At 64.7% G+C, this 16,937-nt stretch carries 16 protein-coding genes and 1 riboswitch; of the genes, 6 read left to right on the top strand and 10 right to left on the bottom strand.

Annotated features, from left to right (window positions below; translation table 11 throughout):
- Positions 1 to 29 precede the first annotated feature (29 nt).
- Positions 30 to 1,493, bottom strand: a complete 1,464-nt coding sequence (locus CH293_RS04450) for an MFS transporter (protein ID WP_255122691.1) — start codon at positions 1,491 to 1,493, stop codon at positions 30 to 32.
- A gap of 4 nt (positions 1,494 to 1,497) precedes the next feature.
- A complete protein-coding gene (locus CH293_RS04445) occupies positions 1,498 to 2,922 on the bottom strand; it encodes a condensation domain-containing protein (RefSeq protein ID WP_094719487.1) in 1,425 nt (474 codons plus the stop codon).
- Between the two features lie 207 nt (positions 2,923 to 3,129).
- Here CH293_RS04445 and CH293_RS04440 point away from each other — a divergent pair, with 207 nt between their 5' ends.
- The 3 genes from CH293_RS04440 to CH293_RS04430 are packed head-to-tail and all read left to right on the top strand — an operon-like array spanning position 3,130 to position 5,990.
- Positions 3,130 to 4,137: an alpha/beta hydrolase family protein gene (locus tag CH293_RS04440; RefSeq protein ID WP_094719486.1), complete on the top strand. Its 1,008-nt coding sequence runs from the start codon at positions 3,130 to 3,132 to the stop codon at positions 4,135 to 4,137.
- Positions 4,138 to 5,067 (top strand): glucosyl-3-phosphoglycerate synthase, encoded by a 930-nt coding sequence (locus CH293_RS04435; protein ID WP_037103539.1) that lies wholly within the window; start codon positions 4,138 to 4,140, stop codon positions 5,065 to 5,067. It begins immediately after the preceding gene.
- A 26-nt stretch (positions 5,068 to 5,093) separates the two neighbouring features.
- Positions 5,094 to 5,990, top strand: coding sequence for an oxidoreductase (locus tag CH293_RS04430; protein WP_037103541.1), 897 nt, complete (start codon positions 5,094 to 5,096; stop codon positions 5,988 to 5,990).
- A 50-nt stretch (positions 5,991 to 6,040) separates the two neighbouring features.
- Here the strand turns inward: CH293_RS04430 and CH293_RS04425 are convergent, their stop codons facing one another.
- The 4 genes from CH293_RS04425 to CH293_RS04410 form a co-directional block, all read right to left on the bottom strand.
- Positions 6,041 to 7,036 (bottom strand): NADP-dependent oxidoreductase, encoded by a 996-nt coding sequence (locus tag CH293_RS04425; RefSeq protein WP_094719485.1) that lies wholly within the window; start codon positions 7,034 to 7,036, stop codon positions 6,041 to 6,043.
- A gap of 11 nt (positions 7,037 to 7,047) precedes the next feature.
- Positions 7,048 to 7,470 carry an organic hydroperoxide resistance protein gene (locus CH293_RS04420; protein ID WP_037103546.1) on the bottom strand — a complete coding sequence of 141 codons (423 nt, stop codon included), beginning with the start codon at positions 7,468 to 7,470 and terminating at the stop codon, positions 7,048 to 7,050.
- Entirely contained in the window at positions 7,467 to 7,913 is a 447-nt protein-coding gene (locus CH293_RS04415) for a MarR family winged helix-turn-helix transcriptional regulator (protein WP_037103548.1), read from the bottom strand. The genes CH293_RS04420 and CH293_RS04415 overlap by 4 nt, the downstream gene beginning before the upstream one ends.
- Before the next feature lie 86 nt (positions 7,914 to 7,999).
- Positions 8,000 to 9,034, bottom strand: coding sequence for an ABC transporter substrate-binding protein (locus tag CH293_RS04410; RefSeq protein WP_094719484.1), 1,035 nt, complete (start codon positions 9,032 to 9,034; stop codon positions 8,000 to 8,002).
- Between the two features lie 91 nt (positions 9,035 to 9,125).
- Here CH293_RS04410 and CH293_RS04405 point away from each other — a divergent pair, with 91 nt between their 5' ends.
- Positions 9,126 to 9,596, top strand: a complete 471-nt coding sequence (locus CH293_RS04405; protein ID WP_094719483.1) for a MarR family winged helix-turn-helix transcriptional regulator — start codon at positions 9,126 to 9,128, stop codon at positions 9,594 to 9,596.
- Here the strand turns inward: CH293_RS04405 and metE are convergent.
- The gene (metE, locus tag CH293_RS04400; protein ID WP_176459906.1) at positions 9,593 to 11,848 is read right to left on the bottom strand and encodes a 5-methyltetrahydropteroyltriglutamate--homocysteine S-methyltransferase; all 2,256 of its coding nucleotides are present in this window, start codon (positions 11,846 to 11,848) and stop codon (positions 9,593 to 9,595) included. The genes CH293_RS04405 and metE overlap by 4 nt on opposite strands.
- A 127-nt stretch (positions 11,849 to 11,975) precedes the next feature.
- A riboswitch (cobalamin riboswitch) is annotated at positions 11,976 to 12,213 on the bottom strand.
- A gap of 202 nt (positions 12,214 to 12,415) precedes the next feature.
- Here metE and CH293_RS04395 point away from each other — a divergent pair.
- Positions 12,416 to 13,498, top strand: a complete 1,083-nt coding sequence (locus tag CH293_RS04395) for a 3-deoxy-7-phosphoheptulonate synthase (RefSeq protein WP_037103555.1) — start codon at positions 12,416 to 12,418, stop codon at positions 13,496 to 13,498.
- Here CH293_RS04395 and CH293_RS04390 read toward each other — a convergent pair.
- On the bottom strand, positions 13,495 to 14,118 hold the full coding sequence (locus CH293_RS04390) for an alpha-ketoglutarate-dependent dioxygenase AlkB (protein ID WP_037103558.1): 624 nt from the start codon (positions 14,116 to 14,118) through the stop codon (positions 13,495 to 13,497). The two genes, CH293_RS04395 and CH293_RS04390, sit on opposite strands and share 4 nt — an antisense overlap.
- 80 nt (positions 14,119 to 14,198) lie before the next feature.
- Here CH293_RS04390 and CH293_RS04385 point away from each other — a divergent pair, with 80 nt between their 5' ends.
- Positions 14,199 to 14,624 carry a VOC family protein gene (locus CH293_RS04385; protein ID WP_037103559.1) on the top strand — a complete coding sequence of 142 codons (426 nt, stop codon included), beginning with the start codon at positions 14,199 to 14,201 and terminating at the stop codon, positions 14,622 to 14,624.
- A gap of 8 nt (positions 14,625 to 14,632) precedes the next feature.
- Here CH293_RS04385 and CH293_RS04380 read toward each other — a convergent pair whose 3' ends face one another.
- Positions 14,633 to 15,649, bottom strand: coding sequence for an AraC family transcriptional regulator (locus CH293_RS04380; RefSeq protein WP_094719481.1), 1,017 nt, complete (start codon positions 15,647 to 15,649; stop codon positions 14,633 to 14,635).
- A 4-nt stretch (positions 15,650 to 15,653) separates the two neighbouring features.
- Complete coding sequence (locus CH293_RS04375) at positions 15,654 to 16,871, bottom strand: pyridoxal phosphate-dependent aminotransferase (protein WP_094719480.1); 1,218 nt, start codon at positions 16,869 to 16,871, stop codon at positions 15,654 to 15,656.
- Positions 16,872 to 16,937 lie beyond the last annotated feature (66 nt).

Genomic DNA, 16,937 nt, shown 5'->3' with positions numbered 1-16,937 from the left:
CTTTCCTTCTTCTCGGGCGGGGCGGCTGATCAGACAGGTACGGGAACGGGTGGAGGACCTGTGACCCGTTTGGGCAAGGCGAGGGCAAGCACCGCCGCACACGCGACGACGGCCGACAGTACGAAGAACACGTGACGCTGAGCGACGATGTACGGCTGTGCGGCAACCCACCCGGTGCTGTCCGGTGGTAGTGCGTCCGACAGCGCCGACAGTTGTTGAAAGAACAGCAGTCCCACGAGGGCGATTCCGACGGCTTGACCGACCTGTTGGACGGTCGGGATCAACCCCGACGCCGACCCGACGGTAGTGTCGTCGGTGCCCGAGACGATCGTCGTCTGCAACGGTGCGACGAAGACACCGATTCCTGCGCCGCCGACGAACAGTGGTGGTGCCAGCAGGGCGAGGCTGCGTGCTGTGTCCTCGTGGTAGGTGAGGGCGGCGAAGCACATCATGGATACACCGAAGAGTACGAAACCGAGCGGGAGCATCCGAGTTCCCAGCCGGGCGAACAAGGTCGGAGACAGAACCGAGAACACTGCGGCACCGACGGCGAACGGCAGTGTGATCACGCCGGTGCGCATCGGTGACAACTCCAGTCCGAACTGCAGACTCAGCGAGACGGTGAAGAAGAAACCGGTGAACGAGCCGAACATCAGAACGGACAGCGCGCAGCCGAGTGCGAACGTACGTTGCCGGAACAGATCCAGCCTCAGCATGGGGTTTCGTCCGGCTCGGCTCCATCGGCGTTCGTGGAGTACGAACAGCGCAAGGACCGCGAGCGAGGCGAGCACTGCCGAGGTGCCTGCGATACTCCATCCGTGCTCGTAGCTGTGGGCCAACGGATAGATCAGAAGGATCAGTCCGAGGGTGGACAGAACAACTCCGAGAACGTCGAGATGCTGAACCCCTGCGGGTTTCTCACGCGACAAGCTCGCGGCCGCGATCACCATCGCGCCCACGCCGAGCGGTGCGTTGACGAGGAACACCGACCGCCAGCCCCAACCGAACATGTCCAACGAGACGAGGATCCCTCCGATCGACGGACCTAGAATCGCCGCGCCGCCCGCGGTGGCACCGTACAGCGCGAACACGACGCTGTGGCGCTCGCGTGGGAACGACGTGGCGATGATCGCGACGGTCTGCGCGGACACCATTCCGCCCGCGATGCCCTGCAGGACTCGCGCGGCGATGAGCAGCGCAGGCGAATCGGCTGCCCCGCACAGAATCGACGCAGCGACGAACACCGACATGCCGGACACGAACACGGTTCTGCGGCCCACGATCCCGCCCAGCCACGCCCCGGTCAGCAGGGTGCACGCGAACGCCAACGTGTAGGAGGACACGATCAGCGATTGCGCGCTCGACCCGGCGGCGATGTCGGTGGCGATGGACGGAAGAGCCACGTTGACGATCGTGACGTCGATCATCAGCATGAACACGGCCAACAGGCACGCGGCGAGCCTGCGCCGTGCCGTGCGCCGTGGGGGTTGCACTGTCCTACGCGGTTTTTCCGGTCATCGCCTGCGCGAACGAGTAGTCGCCGGTGGTCGCGACGGACTGCAGAATCTCACTGATCTTGGCGTTGTACCGCGACACCGAGTCCCGTGCGACGTCGGTGCCCGGGTACATGAAGGTCGTCCCGGTCTCGTCCTCGAATCGGTTGATCCACAGGTACACCTCGTCGGAACTGCCCTGATTTCCGAAGAGGCCACCGTTGACGCTCGAGACGATGTCCGCGCCAGGCAACGTACGGACGTCGACGTAGGAGATCATCGGCGCCGACCAGCCGGGTTGGGTTCGAATCCCCATGTCGGGTGTCACGAGTTCGAGGACGCGGTGGTACGAGACGTCGGACAGCGCCTTTCCTGCGTCGAACGCGCGCTGCGCGACCCCGGCGAGATGGGAGAACGTCTGTGTCCCCGAGACAGGAAATTGAACGGGGATGAGACTGGAGAACCAGCCGATCGCGCCGAACTCGGCGGGCATGCTCCTGGTGCTCTTCGGGGTGAGGCCGAGGTAGGTGTGGTGGCCGGCGAGCTCGTACTCGGTGATCGCTGCCGCAGCGAAAATGCCTCCGATGAACTTCGCTCCGAACCTGGCACAGGCCTCGTCGAACGCCTCGCCCTCGGCCCGGTCGAAGAGGGGGTGCGTGGACACCTCGGATCGTGTGTATCTCTCGAGCGCACCGAGGGGAAGAGCGAAAGACGGTAGGTCTCCGCCATTGGCCTTCACCAGATCGACCCACTGACGCACGTCGGGCGAATCGAGCGACAACCCGGCGGATGCGGTGCGTTCGCGGGCGCAGTACTCGAGGTAACTGCCGAGGCAGGGCTGCACGTCCAGCGTCCCGGCGACCGCATCGGTGTAGAGCGAGCGCAGCTCGAAGAAGGTCAGAGCTTGGGATATGCCGTCGGTGTCGAGATGATCCACCGCTGCGTAGACGGTGAACTCCTCGCCGCGATCGATCACGCCGAACGAGAAGCAGTCCCACGACGTCGGTCCTGGTGTGGTGTTCTGTACGTGAACACGCAGGGCTTCCTCGTCGTCGAATCTGCCGTGTTCCGTCGGTGCGAGTTCGATGTCGTCCGCGGAGGCCTGATGGCGCACGACACCGGTGTCGTCGGTGACGAACCACGTCGAGAACGTGTCGTGTCGTCGGACGAAACCGTTGATCGCGCGATCCATGGACGCCGGGTCCAGTGGTTCGAAGATGTCGAAGGTCACCAGGCACAATCGAGAGAACCGAAAGCCCGAGTCGCGATTTCGGTACGCGGACTTCAGGTACTCCTCCTGGATGTGCGACGCGGGTGTCGAATGCGGCGGCGCCGCGTGCACTCGTGCCCTCGACTCGGGTGTCGCGGTCCATGTCGTCACCAGTCCTGGCTGTGGTTTCCAATCGCCGATGAGACCGAAACTGACCACGTGGACCCCTTTTCCCGACAACAAGGTGTATTCGGATGCGCAGCGCGAAGCGCGCCGACGCGGGATCCATCATGGTCGTGCAGGCAGTGCTTGGCGACGGTTTTCGGCTTGTGAGACGGCCCAAACATGGCCTGCTCCAGCACCTACTTCTCTTAATTCTCGACTGTCGACCCGATCGGTAATGCAGTCCGACATACCATTTCACGAATGCCCCACCGCCCTGCTCTGAAACTGCTTGCCGCCGTCGTGTCGGCGTGCCTGCTGTCCTGCGTTGCCGCTGGAGGTGCGGGAGCAGAACCCGGCGGCGGTGCCGCGATCGTCTCGAACCGGGTGATCGGTGATCGGACAAGCGTCGTGGACGTCTTCTCTCCCTCGATGGGCAGGCCGATTCCGGTCACGGTGTACCGGGCGGCGAACCCCGAAATTCCCGCTCCGACTTTGTATCTGCTCAACGGGGCAGCAGGTGGCGACGGTGGGAGCAGTTGGTTCGACCGCACGGACATCGCCGGGTTCTTCAGCGACGAGCAGGTCAATGTCGTCGCACCCACAGGAGGCGCGGCAAGTTACTACACCGACTGGTACCGCGACGATCCCGTTCTCGGGCGCAACCAGTGGGCGACCTTTCTCACTCGCGAACTGCCCGCGGTGGTCGACACGGAATTTCGCGGTAACGGGATCAACGCGATCGCAGGTATCTCCATGGCGGGAACCTCGGTGTTCCAACTGGCCCTTGCCCATCCGGGTTTCTACACGGCGGCTGCGTCGTACTCGGGATGCGCAATGACATCGGATCCGGTCGGGCGCGCGTATGTCAAGTCCGTGGTCGAAATGCGCGGTCGTGGAAACACTTTCAACATGTGGGGCCCGGACTCGGATCGGGCATGGGTGGACAACGATCCTTACGTGAACGCGGAGAAGCTGCGAGGCACCGAGCTCTACATCTCCAGTGGAAGCGGACTGCCGGGGCCACTCGACACCATCGACGGTCCGGATGTGGCAGGTAGTCCGGGAAAGCTCGTGGAACAGTTGGCCGTCGGAGCGTTGATCGAGTCGGCGACCGACCGGTGTTCGCGCATGATGCGGGCTCGCCTCGATGCTCTGGGGATCCCGGCGACCTACAACTTCCGAGACAACGGCACACATTCGTGGGGGTACTGGGAAGGCGACATGCACGACTCCTGGCCGCTGCTTGCCCGGTCGCTCGGGGTGGCGTAGATGAGCGACGTCGTGCGCAATTCGTGGCGCGAGGCGCTGTGGACCGTCGAAGAATTGACGGACGCGAAACAGGGCAGAACCGTGTCGGTCGTTCTGCCAGCGTTGAACGAGGAGGCGACGGTAGCGGCTGTGGTTCGGTCCATTCGGCCTCTGCTCGGCGGTCTCGTCGACGATCTCCTTGTCCTGGACTCGGGCTCCGTCGACGCGACGGCAACCGAGGCGCGTCGGGCGGGCGCCCGGGTTGTCACCCGTGAGCAGGCGGTACCGCATCTGCAACCCCGACCCGGCAAGGGCGAAGTTCTGTGGCGATCGCTGGCCGCGACCGACGGAGACATCGTGGTGTTCGTCGACTCCGACCTGCTCGACCCGAACCCTCGGTTCGTACCATCGCTTCTGGGACCGCTACTGCTGGACACCGGGGTGCAGTTGGTCAAGGGGTTCTATCGTCGGCCACTCCGAGTCGACGGGATGACCTCGCCGAGCGGCGGTGGGCGAGTGACCGAGATGGTGGCGCGTCCCCTGCTGGCCGCGTTGCTACCGGACCTCGCCGGAGTACTGCAACCGTTGGGTGGCGAGTACGGCGGGACACGCGAGCTCCTCACGTCGATACCGTTCGCCCCCGGATACGGCGTCGAGATCGGAATTCTCATCGACACGTACCGGCGTCTGGGCGTCGACTCGATCGGTCAGGTCGGCCTCGGTGTGCGCGAGCATCGCAACCGGCCGACGTCCGAGCTGGCGGTGATGAGCAGGCAGATAATGGCGACGATGTTCGGACGACTCGGTATTGCGGACTCCGCCGTCGGGTTGACGGCGTTCGGCTCCGAGGGCGACCCGTTCTTCGGCGTGACGAGTGATGTCCTCGGACTCGACCGGCCGCCGATGAACGAGGTGTCCGCGACAGCGGGCGAGAAGATAAGGGCGTCCTGACGCCGGTGCAGAGTTAGGCTCGGTCGGTGAGCGCGCAGCGAGGCTGGACCACGTCGGACATCCCGGATCAGACGGGCAGACGATTCATCGTCACAGGGGCCAACAGCGGGCTGGGGGAGGTGACGGCCCGGGCCCTCGGGGCAGCCGGTGCCGACGTGGTACTCGCCTGCCGCGACACCGGCAAAGGCGACGAAGTCGCACGCAGCATCGGGCCTCGTGCCCATGTGCGCCGGTTGGACCTGGCGGACCTGTCGTCCGTGAGGTCGTTCGCGAACACCGTCGACACAGTCGACGTGTTGATCAACAATGCGGGCGTGATGGCGCTGCCGGAGCGTCGGACGGCCGATGGGTTCGAAATGCAGTTCGGCACCAACCACCTGGGGCATTTCGCTCTGACGGGACTGTTGATCGAGAAGATCACGGACCGCATTGTCACCATGTCGAGTGGCCTGCACCGGATCGGTCGGATACATCTGGACGATCTGAACTACTCGCGCCGGCGGTATCGTCGGTGGCCGGCGTACGGGCAGTCGAAGCTGGCGAACTTGATGTTCGCGCTCGATTTGGACAGACGGTTGAACGCGGCGACGTCGCCGATCAAGTCCGTTGCCGCACATCCCGGGTACGCCACGACGAACCTGCAGGGCCACACGGAGTCCGTGCAGGATGCGTTGTTGTCGGTGGGGAACCGAATCGTGGCTCAGTCCGCAGGGATGGGTGCTCTGCCGGAGTTGTACGCGGCGACATCCCCAGAGGTCACCGGCGGCTTGTACATCGGACCTGGTGGCCGTCAAGAGCTGCGTGGGTATCCGACGATCGTCGCTCCCAGTCGGCCCGCGCGTGACCGGGCGGTGCAGGAGGCGCTGTGGGACAGATCGGAAAGGCTTACCGGCGTGAGCTTTCCATCGCTGGGCGGGCAATGACGCCGTGGGGGGTGACCGGTATCGGGTCGCCCCTCCACGGCGCCTGGACGTCAGATGCTGACGACCATCTTTCCCGTGTTCTCACCGCGGAGCAGCCCGATGAACGCGCGAGGCGCATTCTCGAGACCGTCGACGACGGTTTCGTCCCATTCGACGACGCCGTCGGCGAGCCATCCGGCCATCTTCTCGGAGAACTCTCCGGCGAGGTGGCTGTAGGAGCCGACGATGAATCCCTTCAGCGTCAACTCTTTTCCGATGGCGAGGGCGAGGTTGCGCGGAGCCGGGGTCGGCTCGGTGGCGTTGTACTGAGAGATCGCCCCGCACAGTGCGAATCGGCCGTACTTGTTGGCGGACGCAAGGGCTGCTTCGAGGTGATCGCCGCCGACGTTGTCGAAGTAGACGTCGATTCCGTCCGGTGCGGCCTCCGCGAGCTGCTTCTTCACCGGTCCGTCGTGGTAGTCGAACGCTGCGTCGAAACCGAGCTCCAGCAGCCGCTTCACTTTCGCCGGCGAGCCTGCACTGCCGATCACGCGCGCAGCGCCGAGAGCCTTGGCAATTTGTCCGACGAGTGAACCGACGGCGCCGGCCGCGCCGGAAACGAACACTGTGTCACCTGGCTTGAACTGGGCAACAGCAGTCAGTCCGGAGTATGCGGTCAGACCTGTCATGCCGAGCGCGCCGAGGTACGCCGACGCGTTCGCCCTCGTCAGGTCGACGACACGAGCCGAATCACCGTCGAGAACAGCGAGATCACGCCATCCTTTGCCGTGGGAGACGGCGTCGCCGACCGCGATGTTGTCGTTCTTGGATTCCACGACCTCCCCGACGGCTCCTCCGTCGAGGGGGGCGTCGATCTGAAATGGCGGAACGTAGGACTTGACGTCGTTCATTCGTCCGCGCATGTACGGATCCACCGACATGAAGAGGTTGCGTACCAGGATCTGACCGTCCTCGAGGGCGGGCAGATCGGTGGTCACCGTCCGGAAGTTCTCCGGCGCGGGCTCGCCGTGTGGCCTGGATGCGAGATGAATTTCCTTGGCTTGCATGCGGTATCGCCTCAGTCTTCCGTGACCGTCACGGTCACGTCGATGTTGCCCCGGGTGGCGTTCGAGTACGGGCAGACCTGGTGGGCCTTGTCCGCGAGAGCCTGAGCGTCGTCACGCGCCAGGTTGGGCAGCGTCACCTCGAGCGTCACAGCGAGCTGGAAGCCACCGGCGTCGTTGGGCCCGATGTCGACGCGGGCGCCGACTGCCGAGTCGGTGACGTCGGCCTTGTCCTGGCGAGCGACCATCTGCAGGGCAGAGTGAAAACAAGCGGCGTATCCGGCGGCGAACAACTGCTCGGGGTTGGTGCCGTTGCCGCTTCCTCCCATGGCCTCGGGGATCGCGAGGTCGAGGTCGAGACGGCCGTCGGATGTGCGGGCATGCCCGTTGCGTCCCTCGCCGGTGGCCAGTGCTTCTGCGGTGTAGATCGTCTTCATTCGGATACGCCTTTCGTGTTGTGCAGCGCGTCGGTCAGTGTGATCAACGAGTCGCGGAGGTGTTCGAGGTCCTGCACGGTCATGCCGGTCTTGCCCGCAAGCTCTCTCGGGATGTCGAGGGCATGACGGCGACGGTCCTTGCCTTCTTCGGTGAGATGAATCTCGACTCGACGCTCGTCCGACGCCAAGCGGCGACGTTCGATGAGGCCGAGTCCTTCCAGTCTCTTCAGAAGCGGAGACAGTGTGCCGGTGTCGAGATCCAGTTCTGCGCAGATCTCTCGAACACCGCGTCCGTCCTTTTCCCACAGCACCAGAAGGACGAGGTACTGGGGATATGTCACGCCGAGGCGCTCGAGCATCGGGCGGTACACCGCGGTGGTAGCCCGCGATGCGGAATACAGCGCGAAGCACACCTGACGGTCGAGTGCGAGGTCGTCTGACATGAGAACGAATGTAGTGCACAACTAAGTTGTGCGCAACCTATCGAGACGAACCAATGGGGAACGCGCACGTTCCCCATTCGACTGCTCTACCGGGTCAACGTCTCCGTGAGTCCGTCGAGAACGATCGTCGCCGCGGTCGGACCGGCGTTGAGGTACCATGGATCGTCGTCGACGGTCACGATGTGGCCTTCGGTGGACGCGCTCATCCCGGTCCACAGTGGGTTGGTGGTGTACGTCTGCTGCCGGGAACCCGGGCCGTTGTCCTGGCTGCCGACGAAAACCCAGTCCGCATCGGCCAATTGGATCTCTTCTTCACTGAAATCCTGTGACGTCTTGTCGAACTGCTGGCTTTCCGGGCGTGCAAGACCTGCATCCCAGGCGATATAGCCGGCGAACGACGGCACCCCGAACACTCGGGCGCGGTCGGCGGTGAACCGCACGAACGACACGGTGTCGTCACCGACCTGATCTCCGAGATCCTGTGCACGCGCCACGAAGTCGTCCACGAACGACTGCGCCTGCTCGGTTCGGCCGAGAGCATCTGCGAGCAGCAGGAAATCCTGCTTCCAGTTGACGCCCGTGCCTTCGGTCAACACCGTCGGCGCAATCGCCGACAATGTCTCGTAAATGTCCTCGGAACCAGCCTTGTTCGCGAGAACGAGATCAGGCTCCAGCGCTGCAATGGCCTCCAGGTCGGGGGCCTGCCTGTTCCCGACGTCGACGAGCTGCGCTATCTCCGTGCTGAACTGCGGGAATTCGCGGCCGATGTAGTCCGGAACCAGGGCTGCTCCCTCACCGTAGGCAACGCCGGTGGGAACGACGCCCAGTGTCAGTACCGCGTCGAGTTGGCCGGTGGCGATGACGACGATCCGCTTGGGCTCGGCCGGTATAGCCGTCGACCCGCCGAAATGAACGACGGTGCGGGGGAAGACGCCGTCGTCGACCCCGGGGGAGCCCATCCCGTCGGGAATGCCCGTCGGGCCAGGGGCCTCGGCGGCCGTAGGTGTCGCCAGGGTCGTCGCCGGTGTGGTGCTCGGATCGGCGGGGTTCTCGCTCGACCCGCATGCGGTGACGAGTACTGCGGTGGCGAGAAGGGGCAGGAAGATCGGTGCGCGTTTCACGAGGCCTCTGGGTACGGGATCGACAAGATGAGGTAACGCTATCCTGCATCAGCGCGGTAAACAATATCTGTGTCAGATATAGTTCTGTGGCATGAGCCACCCCGATGACGACGCCGCCCGCGGCCTTCTCGAGGTCGCATTCGGCCTACGCCGCGTTCTTCGGCTCCACCTGGACACCTCCGGTACCGACGAAACGCTGCCGCTCGCACAAGCCGAAGTCGTCCGAACGATCCTGGCGTTCCCGGACAGTCGGATCGGTGACGTCGCCGCCAGACTGCGACTTCGCCCCAACACCGTCAGCACGCTGGTGCGCACACTGGTCGACAAGGGCCTGGTCGACCGGCACCCCGATCCGGCCGACGGCCGAGCCGTCGTGCTCCGGGTGAACGGCGAACGGGCGGCCCGACGCGAACGCCGGGCCGACCGCAGGATCGAGGTACTGTCGGCCGAAATCGCAAAGCTCTCCGCTGCCGAGCGTCGGGCAGTGGAGGACGCCGTGCCGATTCTCGCGAAAGTGAACGATGCGCTTCGCCGCTCACCGGAGGATCGACGCCAGAGCTAGCGAACGGCGCGCGCGGCCTCGACGAGATTGCGCAGCGACGCCTCGACCTCGACGGTTCCGCGTGTCTTCAGCCCGCAATCCGGGTTGACCCACAACCTCTCGGCGGGAACCGAATTCAGTGCCTCTCGCAGGGAATCGGTGATCTCGTCGACGCTCGGGACTCGAGGTGAGTGAATGTCGTAGACCCCGGGCCCCACTCCGAGGTCGAAACCGACAGCGCCCAGATCATCCAAGACTTCCATGTGCGACCGCGCTGCCTCGATGGAGGTGACGTCGGCGTCGAGTGCCACGATGGCGTCGATGACCTCACCGAACTCCGAATAGCAGAGATGCGTGTGGATCTGAGTGGAATCCGCGACACCGGACGTGGAGAGCTTGAACGCCCGCACCGCCCACGCCAGGTAAGTCGCCTTGTCCTTCGCGCGTAGAGGGAGAAGCTCCCGCAGTGCGGGCTCGTCGACCTGCACGATGCGGATACCCGCGGATTGCAGATCCACCGTCTCGTCGCGAATTGCGAGCGCCACCTGATCGGCACTGTCGGCCAACGACTGATCGTCGCGGACGAACGACCAGGCCAGGATCGTGACCGGTCCAGTGAGCATTCCCTTCACCGGCTTATCGGTCAGAGACTGTGCGTACGTGATCCAGTCGACGGTCATCGCACCGTTTCGGCTGACGTCCCCGAACAGAATCGGCGGGCGGACGCACCGCGATCCGTAGGACTGCACCCACCCGTTCGCCGTCGCCGCGAAACCGTTCAGTTGTTCGGCGAAGTACTGCACCATGTCGTTGCGCTCCGGCTCTCCGTGCACCAGAACGTCGAGACCTATGTTCTCTTGCAGCGCAACCACGTCGGCGATCTCCGACTGCATACGACGTACGTACTCGGCGTCGTCGATCTCCCCCCTGCGTACGGCAGCGCGGGCGACGCGAATCCGGGTGGTCTGCGGGTAGGAGCCGATCGTCGTCGTCGGCAAGGACGGCAGGTTCAGCCGCGAGGCCTGGGCCGGGCGTCGCTCGTCGGCCGGGCTGCGATCGACGCAAACACCTGCGGCGAGCCGGGCGCGGATGGCGGCGTCGTGCAGGCGCGGGTCGGTGCGACGACTCGCGAGCGCGGCGCGCGACTCCTGCAATTCGGCTGCGACGGAATCGGTTCCGTCCCTCAACGCACGCGCCAGCACGGTCACCTCGGAGATCTTCTCGGAACCGAAGGCCAACCAGGAGCGAAGTGGGTCCACGATGTCGGTCTCACCGTCGAGCGTGTACGGAACGTGGAGCAGTGAGCAGGAACTCGACACCGCGAGGGCGCCCACGCTACCGAGCAGACTGGCGAGCGTGGCCAGAGCCTTGTCCAGATCGGTACGCCAGATGTTCCTGCCGTCGACGATGCCCGCGACGATGCGCTTGTTCACCAGAGCCGGTACCGAAGCGAGCTGCTCCACGGTGCCCGGTGCGGTCAGATCGATCGACAACCCCTCGATGCCGGTCGATGCGAGCAAGGGAAGCGCGTCGCCCAGATCACCGAAGTACGACGCCAACAGGATCGCCGGCCTGGTCTCCAGTGCACTGAGGAAGTCGTACGCGCGCTTCGCCGAGGAGATCTCGTCCTGCGTCCGGTCCGCGACCAACGCGGGTTCGTCGATCTGAACCCACTCGGCTCCTGCGCCGGCCAGCTGCGTCAACAGGTCTGCGTAGAGCGGCAGAATCTCCTCGAGGCGGTCCAGGAGCGGCGCAGTGCTGTCGACGGCTTTGGAGAGCAGGAGGAACGTCACCGGGCCGACCAGAACCGGTCGTGCCGGAATGCCCAGCGTCCGCGCTTCTTCCAACTCGCCGAGGATCTTCTCGGGGTGCAGGGTGAACGTGGTGTCGGATGAGATCTCGGGCACCAGATAGTGGTAATTGGTGTCGAACCACTTCGTCATTTCCAGAGGCACAACAGATTCGGTGCCGCGAGCGGCCGCGAAGTAGCGATCGAGTTCGCTCTCGATGCCCAGCACGCGCTCGGGAAGCGCCCCCAACATGTCCGCCGTGTCCAGAACCTGGTCGTAGTAACTGAACGTGCCCACCGGAATCGAGTCCAGACCGGCGTTCTTCGACGCCGTCCAGGTGTCCTCACGGAGGCTCTTGGCCACCGATTCCAGTGCGGGAGCGTCGATCGTGCCTGCCCAGTAGGACTCGACTGCGCGCTTGAGCTCGCGTCGCGGTCCGATCCGGGGTGAACCGAGAATCGTGGCGGTGAATTCGAATGTCACTGGCATTTCTCCATGTACGTCACACGTGGGTGGATCACCACCGAGCGCGCGAGACGACCGAGCCCATGTACGTACACCAGCTGCAGGTCGACTCGCCCATTCCACGGGGCGGTGAACCGCTGCGCACGGCGTGCGCAGCACAGTAGGCAGGTATTCGGACTCGCAAGCACGCGGTCCTCGGGTGGAGGCCGCACCTACTGGCCGTCGCTTCCCAGAGAGGCTTCTCCAGTGCATATGACGGCGGTCGTTCCTGCATACCGCTGCGGGACAGTCCCGGATTCTCACCGGGTTCCCTCTTGCGTCGCCGTCCGTGGTCTTCGGGGCTCCTCACGACCGCTGGGCGAACCAACTGCACGCATGAGCATAGTGCCGCGCATGCCCCCGGGGACAGGCGTGCTACCGTCTGTTCCATGCAGCGCACGTATTTCTGGTTTAGCAGGCCGGCCCCGGGTGGGTCAGCCAGCGACGCCATGCGCTGAGACCCCACCCCACGAGCCGGATGCAGACCGGCTCGAAGCGTGCGTGGAGCTCTCCGAGGGCCGGTCTGAGAATCGAAAAGGATTTCTCATGACTACAGCTGTCACCCCTACCGATACGTCGTTGGACGATCAGCGCACCATCAGCATCAGCCCGCTGGTGGCGCCGTCGTTACTACGACGTGAGCACGCCGCCGACGACGCGGTGTCGTCGACGGTTCGTCGCGGCCGCGCCGGTGTGGTCGACATTCTGAACGGCGCGGACGACCGTCTCATCGTGGTGGTCGGGCCGTGCTCGGTGCACGACACCGAGGCTGCGATGGAGTACGCGCGCAAGCTCGCCGAGAAAGCGTCCGAGCTGGGCGATCGGTTGCACATCGTCATGCGCGTCTACTTCGAGAAGCCGCGTACGACGCTGGGCTGGAAGGGTCTGATCAACGATCCGCACCTCGACGGCTCGTTCGACATCAATTCCGGACTGCGCGTGGGGCGTCAGCTGTTGGTCGACATTTCCGCGCTCGGACTGCCCGTCGGGTGTGAATTCCTCGACCCGATCACGCCGCAGTACATCGCGGACCTGGTCAGCTACGGCGCGATCGGAGCCCGGACGGCGGCCAGCCAGGTTCACCGGCAACTGTGCAGTGCGCTGTCGATGCCCGTCGGCATCAAGAACTCGACGGAGGGCGACATCCAGGTCGCGGTCGACGGCACCCGTGCGGCGGCGTCGAGTCACGTCTTCCCCGGCACCGATCTGGACGGCCAGGCCGCGTTGATTCGCACCACCGGCAACCCGGACTGCCACGTCATCCTGCGCGGCGGCACCGACGGACCGAACTACGACGCAGAATCCGTCGCCGATACGGTCGCGCGTCTGCGGAAGTCGTCGCTCCCCGAGCGCGTCGTCATCGACGCCAGCCACGGAAACAGCCGCAAGGACCACAACAAGCAGGTCGACGTGGTCACCGACGTTGCCCGACGCCTCGGCGAGGGTGAGCACGGCATCGTCGGTGTCATGCTCGAGAGCTTCCTCGTCGCGGGCCGTCAGGATCTGACTCTCGGACACAAGGAGGACCTGACCTACGGCCAGTCCATCACCGACGCGTGCCTCGACTGGGACACCACTGCGGCACAACTCGATGTGCTGGCTGCTGCCGTCGAGACTCGTCGCGGCTAGCGGACACCGCGCGGCCGGAACTGCACGCTGATGCGTGGTCCGGTCGCGCGGGTGCTCTTGGGAACGGCGTGCTCCCAGGTGCGCTGACACGAGCCGCCCATGACGATCAGATCGCCATGTCCCAGTGTGAATTTCAGCGATGTTCCGCCTCCACGGGGGCGCAGCATCAGTTGCCTGGTGGCGCCGAGCGAGACGATGGCGACCATCGTGTCCTCGGTGGCGCTGCGGCCGATGTTGTCGCCGTGCCACGCCACACTGTCGGATCCGTCTCTGTAATAACACAATCCGGCTGTCGTGAACGTCTCGCCCAGCTCCGGGCCGTAGTGTGCGTCGAGAGCGGTCTTGGCTTCGTTCAACGACGAGTCCGGCCACGGTTCGGAGTCGGAGTAGAACCGCACCAGGCGAGGTACGTCGACCACACGGTCGTACATCTGACGCCGCTCTGCCCGCCAGTCCACCCCGTCGACGAGACGGTCGAACAAGTCGATCGAACCGACCCACCCCGGCCGCACGTCCACCCATGCGCCGTTCGACAGTGCCCGCCTGCTCACGGTCGATCCGAGGGGGCCGAACTGCTCCTCGTCGTCGGTGAACAGCGAGCCCTGAAGTTCCACGCTCATCGGCACAGCGTAGCGGTATTCGAACGTATGTTCCACCTTATGTGAGTGGGGTGTGCGCTCCATCGGCCTATCGTGTGCACATGGGATACGAATTTCAGGTCACGGTGGACAGTGGGAAGCCTCATGAACAAGCGAAATGGTGGGCCAAGGCCCTGGGATGGATCGTCGAACCCACGGACAGTGCATTCATCGAGGGACTGATCGCGGCGGGTCACGCCAGGCAGGAGGACACCGTGGTGTTCGAGGGCAACCTGGTCTGGAAGATCGGCGCGGCGATCTTCGATCCGGACACTCCCGGAACCCCGCGTGTTCTCTTCCAACTCGTTCCCGAGCCGAAGACGGTCAAGAATCGTCTTCACTTCGACATCAGGGTCGGTGACGAACGCGAGGCCATCGCTCAGAAGCTGGTCGACGCCGGGGCCGCGATCTCGCACCGCGGTCAGGTCGGTCCGAGCACGTGGATCACCATGACCGATCCCGAGGGTAACGAGTTCTGCGTGTCCTGACAGGGGGGTCAGCGGTAGGCGCCGGGGGTTTGCCCTGTCCAGCGTTTGAAGGCACGGCGGAACGCGGAGGGTTCGGAGAAGCCCAGCCTGTTGGAGATGTCGTCCACCGAGTCGCCGCGGCTCAGTCCGGAGACGGCGGCGTCCCGTAGGACCTCCTCACGAATCTGGTTGACGGAGGTACCTTCCTGCCGCAGTAGGCGACGCAGATGGGCGGCGCTGACGGACAACATGTCCGCGATGTCGTCGGTGCCGGGTGCCTGGCCCTGCAGGCCGAGTTCGAGTGCCCGGCGGACTTGTGCGGACGCGGTGCTGTCGTAGTCGCGGGCGGTGAACAGGAGGTTGGGGGATTCGCGGAGGTACTCGGCGAGGGTGTCCTCGGTCTGCACGATGGGTGCCCGCATCGCTGAATTGTCGAATTCCAGAGCGGCTACCTCGGCTCCGAAAGTGACTCTCGTGCCGAACATTCGGTCGTAGAGCTTGCCGGTGGACGGATCGTCGAGGTCGTACGGTAGTTCGACTGAATGCAGTTTGACTCGTCCTCCGATGAGCCAAGCAGCGAAACGGTGTACCAGGACCATCCGAAAATCTGTGAGCAGTCGACCCGCAGCTGCCCGCGCCTGCTCGGGCAGGTGACTGTTGTCGGCAGGGGGGATGGTCAGACGCGTCGTCGAGTCATCGCCCGTGATCAGCATCGGGGGCATTCCGGACAGTACTCGGGTCGTTTCGGACATGCGGTTCAAGGCTGCGGAGAGGTCGGGACAGTGAATCAAGGTCAGGCAGATGACTCGAAAACTGCCGCGCCGCAGCGGCATCGACGCGAGTCCGAACAGTTCGTCACCGGTGACCTGCCATGCAGCCTGGGTGAACAGCGTGACCTGCTCGGCGGTCAGTCGCTTGCTCGGATCGTTCAGCGAGGACCGGTCGATCCCGGCGATCGTTATCGGGTAGGACAGGTCGACGCCGCCGCTCTCGGCGAGGACGACCGCCTTGGCGATGAACTCAGCAGGAATCGTACGGGCACTCATGCGATCACAGCGTGAGGAGCCTGGACGCGGCGTCGGCGAGCACGTCGTCCTTCTTGCAGAATGCGAATCGCACGAGCGTCGTCCAGTTGCTCGGCCCGGAGGCGGGCCTCGGATCGTCGACGAAGGCGCTGACCGGCACGGCCGCGACCCCGATCCTTTCCGGCAAGGTTCGGCAGAACTGCAGCGCGTCGACTCCGCCCACCGACGAGATGTCCGCACACACGAAATAGGTTCCGTCGCTTGCTTTGACGTCGAGCCCGGCGGCGGTGAGTGCGGAGGACAGAACATCTCGTTTTGCCTGCAAGGACGTGCGAAGATTCTCCACCCATGCGTCCTCGTGATTCAAGGCGTGTGCGACGGCCGGCTGGAACGGAGTTCCGCCGACGAAGGTCATGAACTGCTTGGCGGCGCGCACTGCATCGATGAGCTCACGTGGTCCCAGGGCCCAGCCGGTTTTCCAGCCGGTGGCGTTGAACGTCTTTGCGGCGCTGGACACGGTGACCGTGCGCTGGAACATTCCAGGAAGCGACGCGAGCGATGTATGGGTGGATCTCGTCGATCGCCCGGACGAGTCGGGGGAGTCGAAGGTCAGTCGTTCGTAGACCTCGTCGGTGAGGACCAGAAGATCGTGTTCGCAGGCGATTTCGGCGATCCGCGTCAGCTCGGCGTGCGTGAGTACGGTCCCGGTCGGATTGTGCGGTGTGTTGACCACGAGCAGTTTCGTGTTCGGGCCGATCGCGGCGGCCAAGGCGTCGGTGTCGAGAGCGAATCCGGTGCCGTCCGGTACCAACGAGACGGTCTTGCGACGCGCGCCGGCCAGCGCGATGGCAGCTGCATAGGAGTCGTAGTACGGCTCGATGAGCAGAACCTCTTCGCCGGGCTCGACCAGTCCGAGGATGGTGGCTGCGATGCCCTCGGTGGCGCCGACGGTGATCAGCGCTTCGGTTGCCGGGTCGTACTCGACACTCAGACGCCGCTGCCTGTCGGCGACGACGGCCTCGCGCAGAACGGGCAATCCGGGCCCGGGTGAGTACTGGTTGAAGCCGTCGGCGATGGCGCCTCTCGCGGCGTCGAGCATCGACGCGGGTCCGTCGGTGTCGGGGAAACCCTGGCCGAGGTTGACGGCTCCGGTGGACACGGCGAGCGCGGTCATCTCGGCGAAGATGGTGGATCCGAACGGGCGTAGGCGCTCGACGGTTCGGCTCTGATACTCCGCGGACATTCCTGCAGCGTAGCTGGTGTCACATTTCGGGCATCGCGGTCGCCCCGTCATCGGCGCTGTCGGTCG

It is taken from the genome of Rhodococcus sp. 14-2470-1b (assembly GCF_002259415.1).
Classification (GTDB): Bacteria; Actinomycetota; Actinomycetes; order Mycobacteriales; family Mycobacteriaceae; genus Rhodococcoides.
This window is presented reverse-complemented; position numbering and strand designations above follow the sequence as displayed.